At 62.6% G+C, this 5461-nt stretch carries 4 protein-coding genes; all 4 read right to left on the bottom strand.

What is annotated here, in order from left to right; translation table 11 throughout:
- Positions 1–101: 101 nt before the first annotated feature.
- Positions 102–665 carry an ACT domain-containing protein gene (locus tag B3C64_RS00260; RefSeq protein WP_291532928.1) on the bottom strand — a complete coding sequence of 188 codons (564 nt, stop codon included), beginning with the start codon at positions 663–665 and terminating at the stop codon, positions 102–104.
- Positions 666–713: 48 nt separating this feature from the next.
- Complete coding sequence (locus tag B3C64_RS00255; RefSeq protein ID WP_291532926.1) at positions 714–1475, bottom strand: aspartate kinase; 762 nt, start codon at positions 1473–1475, stop codon at positions 714–716.
- A 251-nt stretch (positions 1476–1726) separates the two neighbouring features.
- Positions 1727–2329: a recombination mediator RecR gene (gene recR, locus B3C64_RS00250; RefSeq protein ID WP_291532925.1), complete on the bottom strand. Its 603-nt coding sequence runs from the start codon at positions 2327–2329 to the stop codon at positions 1727–1729.
- 134 nt (positions 2330–2463) lie between these two features.
- Positions 2464–5223, bottom strand: a complete 2760-nt coding sequence (gene dnaX / locus B3C64_RS00245) for a DNA polymerase III subunit gamma/tau (RefSeq protein ID WP_291532924.1) — start codon at positions 5221–5223, stop codon at positions 2464–2466.
- Positions 5224–5461: the final 238 nt, after the last annotated feature.

The following is a 5461-nucleotide window of genomic DNA, read 5'->3' as shown; positions in this document are numbered from 1 at the left end:
CAGCAGCGATCGGCGAGAGGCCGGCCACAACGCAAAAGGAGCGCGATTACAAAATCGCGCTCCTTGGAATCATATTCCGCCGAAACCGGCAAGTCGTGGGATCAGCGGCCGGTACCGCCGTACACCACGGCCTCAACCTGGTCGGCATCCAAACCGTATGCGGTGTGCAGCGCCTTGACGGCGTCCTGCAGCTGCTCCAGCGGCACCAGAGCGGCGATGCGGATCTCGGACGTGGAGATCATCAGCACGTTCACGCCCTTGTCGCTCAGCGCGTTGAAGAACTTGGCCGCCAGACCGGAATGGGTCTTCATGCCCACACCCACCACGGCGACCTTGCCGACGTTCGGATCGACGTCGAACGTCTGGTATCCCAGCTCGTCCTGCTTCTGCTGCAGCACTTCCTTCACCTTCGCGGCGGCGGTGCCCGGCACCGTGAAGGAGATGTCCGCGGTACCGGTGGACGCGGACGCCTGCACGATCATGTCGACGTTCACGCCGGCCTCGGCCAGCATCGTGAACACCTTGGCGGCCATGCCCGGCTCGTTCGGCACGCGGCGCACCGTGGCCAGCGACTCGGTGCTGTCGTGCGCGACGCCGGAGATGATCGGAACCTCAGGGCCGAGATCGGGGAACAGATCGCCCAAGGACTTGTTGTTTTCGCTCATGTTCTTACCTTCGTTTGTAAAGTCTTGCGATTATTGCGATTGCCGGACTCAGATGTTCGGCAGCTTGCGCGGGTCGACGCCTTCCGGCACAATCAGCGTGCCGCGGCGGTGGGAGAAGGAGCTGCGCACATGCAACGGCATGCCGAAGCGCTGGGCGTATTCCACGCAGCGCAGGGCGAGCACCTTGGAACCGCAGGACGACATCTCCAGCATCGATTCGTAGTCGATGACCGGAATGCGGCGCGCGGTCGGCACGATACGCGGGTCGGCGGTGAACACGCCATCGACATCGGTGTAGATCTCGCAGATGTCGGCGTCTAACGCCACGGCCAGCGCGACGGCGGAGGTATCGGAACCGCCACGGCCGAGCGTGGTGGCGTCACCGCCTTCGTTCACACCCTGGAAACCAGCCACGATGGCGACGGAGCCCTTGTCGAGCGCGTGACGCACGCGGTCGGGCTTCACAGCCTTGATATGCGCGGTACCGAACTGGGCGTCGGTCATAAAACCCGCCTGGGAGCCGGTGAAGGAATACGCATGGGAACCAGCCGCATGAATTGCCATCGCGAGCAAACTCATCGAAATACGCTCGCCTGCGGTCATCAGCATATCCATCTCGCGTGCGGGCGGGTTGGAGTCGATGCTGAGCGCCTGATCAATCAGGTCGTCGGTGGTGTCTCCCATTGCGGAGACGACAACGGCCACATCATTACCGGCGTTCTTCGTTTCGATGATGCGTCGGGCCACGCGCTTGATCGATTCTGGGTCGGCCACGGAAGAGCCGCCGTACTTCTGCACGATGAGAGCCACAACTAATCCAATCTTCTTCAGTATTGTTGCCTGCCAGCCATTCTAGGTAGGCGAGACGATTATAGGAAAATTACGATTTGTCAAGCGCGAACGCGCCCAGCATGCGGAATTGCCCGCATATTCATGGCATGATATGCGTTGCCGGCGGATTCATGGATTGTCATACATGGATTCTTCCGTAAAAAATCCGTCGATTCCGCCTTTCGCGTAATTCGTATCAGACGACTGTCAGACGGCTTGGTGGTCAGTTGTCAGACGGCCCGGCGTCCGGCCAGCGCACGGCTCAGGGTGATTTCGTCGGCGTATTCGAGGTCGCCGCCGACCGGAAGGCCGCTCGCCAGCCGCGTCACCTTGATGTCGGTCTGGCTCAGCAACTGCGACAGGAAGCTGGTGGTGGCCTCGCCCTCCACGTTGGGGTTGAGGGCGAGGATCACCTCTTTGACCGTGTTGTCTTTCAGGCGTTCGATGAGTTTGGCGATGTTCAGGTCGCTGGGCTGCACGTTGGCCATGGGGTTGATGACGCCGCCGAGCACGTGGTACATGCCGCGGTATTCGCGCGTGCGTTCGATGCTCATCACGTCCTTCGGTTCCTCGACGACGCAGATCACGCTATGGTCGCGGCGCGGATCGGCGCAAATCGGGCATGGGCTCGTCTCGCATACGTTGCCGCAGATGTCGCAGAACCGCACTTTTTCCTTGACTTCCGTAATGGCGTCGATCAATCCCTGCGATTCCTCATCGGACGCGTTCAGCAGATAGAACGCGATGCGCTGCGCTCCTTTCGGCCCGATGCCGGGCAGATGGGCGAATGCGTCGATCAGGCGCTGGATGGCGCCGTCATAGGCCAATGCCATGGTTTCATGCCTTTCTTGGTTTCGGATTCGATGCGGACGCGCGACCGGTTCCCGTTCGCCATTCGGCGCGTCTCGGCCACGATCGCGGAATCACCGCATCGCCGGCAAGCGTTCCGCGGATTTCCGCCAATGGCTCAGTCGTTGGTCTCCAAGGTCTTCTTGACGTGCATGTTGCGCGGATTGCGCGGATCGTCCGCGGTGAAATCCTCTACTTTCTTCACTTCGAACAACTTGCTGAGATCCTGCACGCTCATCGCGTTGGACGATCCGAGCGATTCGTCGTTCATCGAATACTCGTCGTCTTCCGCCGCGACTTCGGGTTTGGCCGGCGTGTCGGAGGCAAGCCGCTGGCTCCACGGGTCGTTCCCCTGCTGCGCGCCATGATTTGCATTCGCCATCGCCTGATGCCGCAGGTCATTCCGACGATCGATGGGTCGAGGCTCTTCCGGACCGGCCTGCACCGGCATGGGCGCGCCCCACGGATCGTCCGCCGCCGAAGAAGGCGCGGGCTGCGATTGCTCGGATTGCACAGGCTGCCGCGGCGACGTGGCCTCCATGGAACCATCGCCTTGCGGAGTCGGCAGCGGCACCGCCCATGGATCCACGCCGTCATCGATATTCGGCACGGCGACATGCTTGGCATGGTGTTCCGGAGAGTTGGCACGATTTGCGTTTCCACCGTTCCATGAGGCATCGGCCTGCGACGATTGCCTTACGGGCATCCCCCACGGATCATCGATGTCGGATTCCACATCAGGTGCCGCAGTGGGCTTCGCATTGGACTCCACACCGGACTCCGCGGCGGAAGACGTTTGCTGCGCGGCCGCCACGTGCCATGGGTCGTCATCCAATGCAGCGGACGGCGAGGCGTCGCCACTCCACGGATCATCGGAAATCGCGGGTGCCGCGACTCGGTGCGCATCGTCATCCGATGCGCTCCCCGCCGTCTCGTCTTCGTTCTTGTGCTGGCTGGACGGTTCCTTGCCCTCGTCGGCAACCGTCGCGCCTCCCAAGGACGCGGTCAGCTGCGTGGCGGCTTTGAGCTGTTCCTGCACGAGCTGCGCCTTGATTCGAGCCTGCTCTTCGGGGCTGAGTTTGCTCCATGGTATGGATTGCGACCCATCCGCCAGCTTTCGCGCCGGCGCGAGCGTGACGCCGGGGCCGAAGATTTTGCGCACCTCGGCGCGGACGATGCTCACCACATCGGTGGTGCCATCCACGGATTCCTTGGCCACGGCTTTGGCGAAGGCGTATTTGCTGAGCGGTTTGTCGAATTTGATCCACAGACGGCTGGTCTTCTCGTCAAGCAGGATGCGCGGCACCTTCTCACGGTTCACGTAGAGGCGCACGTCGTCAGGCAGTCCCGCCACCAGCGCATCCCACCGCTGATCCGGAGTACGGTCATCGTGCACCGGTACCGATGGCTGCGACGTCATGGACACCGCCTGATGCCCAGTATTCTGCGCCTCATGCGAAGTCTCCCCCATCACCTGTTTGACCTCGGCAAGCACGGAAGCGGCACCCGAAGCGACGGCGTCCGCGGCATTCGTCGGCGTCGTGGACGGGCGGACTTCGGCACGTTTCTCCTTCGGATTCTCCAACTGGTCTGTCGTCGTGTTTGGTTCCGAAGCCGTCTTCGACGCGGCCTGCTGCGCACGGCGGCGCGAACCCGCCATGGAATATCGCGGCGACGCGGATTCCGCGGCATTCCGCGACGCTTCCGCCCCGCCGACTGCCACCGGCGCATCCGCCGGAGACGCCGTCGCCGGCACCGCCGAAATCATGGAGACTTCGCGCCCCGCAAGTAGACGCGCGGCAAGCAATTCCAAGCGCATGCGCGGAGAAATCGCGCCGGTCATACCGGCCAAAGCGGTATTGATCGTATCCGCCATCTGCGTCAACGCGGCCAGGCCCAAAGCCTTGGCCTGCCGATGAAGGCCGTCCATGTTCTCCGCCGCGGCGTCATCGGACAGCACGCTTTCCGCACGCTCGCCGCCCAACGTGAGCACCAGCAGATCGCGCACGCGCGACAGCAGATCCTCGACGAATCGTCGTGGCTCGAATCCGCCGACGACCACTTTCTGAATCACGCCGTACAGCGCCTCGCCGTTCTTGTCGGCAACCGCGTCGATGGCCTCGCCAATCAACGCATCCGGTGTGAAGCCCAGCAACGCGACGGCGGAATCATATGGAATCTTGCCGTCGACCGAGCCGATCATCAGCTGGTCAAGCACGGAAAGCGTATCACGCACGGAACCGCCGCCGGCCCGCATGGCGAGGCGCAGCACACCCGGCTCCGCCTCGATATGCTCATCGGCGCAGATGCGCTCCAGATACGGACCCATGACCTCCTGGGGCACCAGGCGGAACGGATAGTGGTGGGTACGGGAGCGAATGGTGCCGATCACCTTGTCCGGCTCGGTGGTGGCGAAGATGAACATGACGTGTTCCGGCGGCTCCTCGACGATTTTGAGCAACGCGTTGAATCCCTGCGGTGTGACCATATGGGCCTCGTCGAGGATGAAGATCTTGTAGCGGTCGCGCGCCGGAGCGAATCCCGCGCGTTCCCGCAGCTCGCGGGCGTCATCCACGCCGTTGTGGGATGCGGCGTCGATTTCCACCACATCGATGGAACCAGGACCGCCTGTGGCGAGGTCCTTGCAGCTGGCGCATTCGCCGCACGGATGGGAGGTGGGACCCTTCGCGCAGTTCACGCAACGGGCCAGAATACGCGCGGAACTGGTTTTCCCACAGCCGCGCGGACCGGAGAACAGATACGCGTGCGTGAGCTTGTTCTCGTCAAGCGCGCGCATCAACGGAACGGTGACCTGATCCTGCCCGATCACGCCGTCAAATGTGTCGGGACGATACCTTCTATACAGTGCCAGTGCCATCGTGTTTCCTTCCGTTCCAGTGCCACTAGGCTATCCATTAATTACGACACTCAAATCCGCTGCAAATGCGCCGCCGCCATATTCCGAGCACAAGACACACGCCATGTCTGCGGTGGCATGCCGCCCGCGGACTTCCCGTCGCGTCCGGTCGTTCCAGTACGAGAGGCGTGCCACGCCTGCCACCGAGGACTGCCACCGAAGCCCGACGGTTACGAGCCGGTGCTCGAACCACGGAACG

It is taken from the genome of Bifidobacterium sp. UBA6881, assembly GCA_002451435.1.
Taxonomy (GTDB): Bacteria; Actinomycetota; Actinomycetes; order Actinomycetales; family Bifidobacteriaceae; genus Bifidobacterium.
Note: the sequence above shows the minus strand (reverse complement) of the source record. Positions and strands in the feature narration are given on the sequence as shown.